Source organism: bacterium (genome assembly GCA_021372535.1).
GTDB lineage: Bacteria > Latescibacterota > Latescibacteria > Latescibacterales > Latescibacteraceae > JAFGMP01.
The window spans coordinates 1-3,462 of record JAJFUH010000172.1 but is presented as its reverse complement, the minus strand read 5'-3'; the positions used below and the strand labels follow the sequence as shown (position 1 = coordinate 3,462).

Below are 3,462 nucleotides of genomic sequence, written 5' to 3'. Positions count from 1 at the left end.
TCGACCACCTGTTCCCTGGGTTTCAGATCCCGTGTATCTCCCGCGTTGATTCTCCGCGCGAACGGCGGTGCGTTTTCACGGATTCCGCAATTCAGCGAGCTGTTCGGCGATACGGGCGATGTTGTGGGGAACACAAAGCTCTCCGACGAGAAAGGTGTAAACATCGACGCCGGATTCCATTACTCCCGGGACGCCGGAACCGTCGAGATGGATACGAGCGTGTTTTATCGTACCGCAAAAGACCTTATTCAGCGGCGAACATATGGGGATTATCTCATTTCCGAAAACATCGGGAAAGCAGAGATCGCGGGCATCGAGTCATGGGTTGGCGGGTCCTTCTCCGGATGGCCTGCCACATACCGTCTGTCCGTCACCTGCCAGGATGCAAAAAACCGCTCGGATGAAACGGTCATCCAGAAACAGCGGTACTACGGGAAATTCCTTCCGTATCATCCGGTGTGGAAAGGGAATACGAGGGTGAGTGTCCGGACATTCAAACGCATTTTGATGACGTGGAAAATGGACTGGGAAGGGGAAAGCTATAAAGGGCCGTCGAACCTTTCCGGGGAAAAACTCCCGTCACGGGTTCTTCAATCCATCATACTGCGAAGCCGCATCAGCGACAGTCTCGATGTGGTATTCGAGGCTGCCAATATAACCGATAATCATACGCCCGACCGCTGGGGATATCCCAAACCGGGCCGCGGATTTTACATCACCCTTGCATGGAACCGTGAATTTGACGGGAACGATAAATCCGAAAAGGAATGATCGTTTCAAATACGCGGTTTTACTGCCAAACTTGACAAGGATCGTCATTCTTTTACCCGGACATGCTCGACAGTCCATGTTTCGAGAATCTCCGGCCGTATTTCCCAGCCGATACCCGGCGCATCACTGAGAGCCAGATACCCGTTGTCGCCCCTGAACGGCTCCGTGAAAAACGACGTCCTCATGGGATTGGGATTGATGTCCCATTCGAGGTGCGGATACTTCGTCAGAGAGGCAAGCTGAGCGGATGCCGCCATCCCGGGCGCCGAGCCGAGAAAATGGGGATACAGTTTCGCGCCACGCTCCTCGATTAACTGCATGAAGCGAACCGCATCAGAGAAGCAGCAGTTCTTGACCACCGATGGCTGGATTATATTGAGCGCCAGGCCTGTCTCGTTGAGCGAGAGCCCCCACTCGTTCTCCTTTCGGAAATCCGTGCCGGGCGGAATGAGGAAGTTTTCGCCCGCCGCCACGGGAACGGAGCTCCGCTCGAACAGTTCGGGATAGCGGTGCTGATCGACCATGTCGAGCGGCTCCTCGAGCCAGGCGATATCGTTGTCCCGAAAGTAATCCATCCATTCCATGGTCGTGTCGAAGCTCCAGCTCCGGTTTACATCCACCGAAATCCGGATACCGGGGCCGAGCAGTTTCTTCAGCTCCGCAATGTTTGCTTTGTCGGCGTCGTCACCGTATCCGAGCTTGAGTTTGAACACATCCATGCCCATGTCGAGTCCTTCCCTGAGCTCATCGGCCGGAAACGGGGGATTTATCCCGCTGCCGTAAATTTTCACCGCGCGGGACGGGCTGTCGGAAAAAAGGCTCCTGAGGGGAACACCCTTCTTTCGCGCGCGGATGTCCCACAGGGCTGTCGATATCGCGGCAAGCGCCTGAATGGTCGCCCCGAGCGAGTGGCCCTGCATTGCGGCACGGTAATTTTTTTTCCAGAGGCCCTGGACGAACCGGGGAATGTCGTCGATTTCCCTTCCGGCAATGTCGGGGAAAAACGCCTCGCGGTACGAGGCCATTCTGCCGAAGGGAGCCCACACGGGGAAATTGATGTAGGTTTCGCCCGTGCCCGTCGTGCCGTCCTCGTCTGTCAAAAGAACGATGACTGCCTGACGGTGGGTCATGGCGCCGAAGGTGGTCTTGTACGGCGTAACAAGCGGGGCTTTGAGATGAAATGCCTGAGCGTCGGTTATATGCAAGGTTGAAGAGTAATCCTTAATATAAAAAGTTCAGTAAGTTACAAACAGTCAGGGAACATAAACAGTGACTGTGAATAAAATCAGCCCTGCCGGATTTGACGATAAATGCACATACCATGAAACCGGGATGGATGAAAAGGCGGGTAATAAAACGGGAAATCAGATGATTTCCTGCGAATAATATTTTTTTCGAATTGCCCGCTGCAGTTTAAAACTTTTAATTCTTATGCGGTAACAAATAAGAATCTGGATAATAAGGAAAAACAACAGGATCGAATCGATGACACTATCATACTTCGTCGATATGAACATTCTTACGACCGTTGATAATAAAACTACGGAACTGAAAATGTAATCGAATATTGAAAATTTTGTGATAAACTCTTTTATTACAATGATATTTGATATTTTTCTTTCGGAAATAACCTTGTGAAAATCGCTGAAAACGGCAAATGTTAAAGCCAGAACCGCTATTTCATATCCGAAAAAGATAAGTATTTGCGAATTGTCTTCAAACCGGAAAAAATGCATCATATAAGACCCGATTTATTAAGCAGTTATAAAGAACTTATATTTATCCGGTACGTTTGAATTTTCAATTTTTCTTATAACGTTTTTTCTCATACTGCTGAATAATAGTGAATTGAATTCGGCAATCATGTCGTTTTTTATACTGCTGTCGTTCTTTATCGTCTGGCCGAATTTTGCCGGAGGAGTTGCATCGTTCTGATGAGGCAGTTCAAGGAAGACACTATTATCCGAAATCGCAAAATGATTATCTGAGAGAAATTTTTCTTTATATATCAGATAAATAAATAATTTATAATCTTTATTATCTAAAAGTCGTACTATCGGATTAGGTTCTTCCGGATTATGTTCATTATAGGCGATTCTCGGTCCGGTAACCATGGAAATGGTAACTCCTCTCTGCAGAGCACGCTCAAAAGACATCACCACATCAGGATAATGCCATGCAAATGCCAGTTCACCGCAAACGACATATAATTTTTTCGTTGTTTCCAGAATTTCCTTATACCAGTGGTATAACTTGTTCTCGATTTCAGATATTTCCTCATGAGTCTTGCCGAATGTGACAAAGAAGTCTGAAAAATGGTTTTTAATATTGTACTTCGGGAAAACAAAACTGCGTTTCTGTAAAAAATGCTGTTTCAAAACCATTGAAAGTAACATAAATTCTCCCCCTGCAGATGCATGTCCATTATGCTAAAGCATGCGTCAGAGAGTTTAATAGTTAATAATACCGTAGATCAATAGTGTCCGGTTAAAATTGTTATAAAAGTTCGAAATATCCTGTAAACAGGGCATTTACCGGCATATGGATTGTTTTTAGATTTGATTGTTACCCCTTTTCTCCACCCTAACTCACCCCCTGCCCCCTCTCTTGCCACAAGAGAGGGGAAGCGCCCGCTAACATCTATTTTATCAAGGTGTTATGCGCGGGGTGAGTTTCCATGGTTAAGAGTGG

At 47.4% G+C, this 3,462-nt stretch carries 3 protein-coding genes; 1 reads left to right on the top strand and 2 read right to left on the bottom strand.

Annotation, left to right across the window (positions count from 1 at the left end):
* Positions 1–771 (top strand): TonB-dependent receptor (locus tag LLG96_15140; GenBank protein MCE5251543.1); only part of this gene is annotated, 771 nt, incomplete at its 5' end.
* 44 nt (positions 772–815) lie between these two features.
* Here the strand turns inward: LLG96_15140 and LLG96_15135 are convergent.
* Positions 816–1,976, bottom strand: coding sequence for a mandelate racemase/muconate lactonizing enzyme family protein (locus tag LLG96_15135; protein MCE5251542.1), 1,161 nt, complete (start codon positions 1,974–1,976; stop codon positions 816–818).
* Positions 1,977–2,525: 549 nt separating this feature from the next.
* Positions 2,526–3,167, bottom strand: a complete 642-nt coding sequence (locus LLG96_15130; GenBank protein ID MCE5251541.1) for a hypothetical protein — start codon at positions 3,165–3,167, stop codon at positions 2,526–2,528.
* Positions 3,168–3,462 lie beyond the last annotated feature (295 nt).

Coding starts and splice junctions, on each gene's coding strand:
- LLG96_15130 (MCE5251541.1), bottom strand. CDS start 3,167: ATGTTACTTTCAATGGTTTTGAAACAGCATTTTTTACAGAAACGCAGT.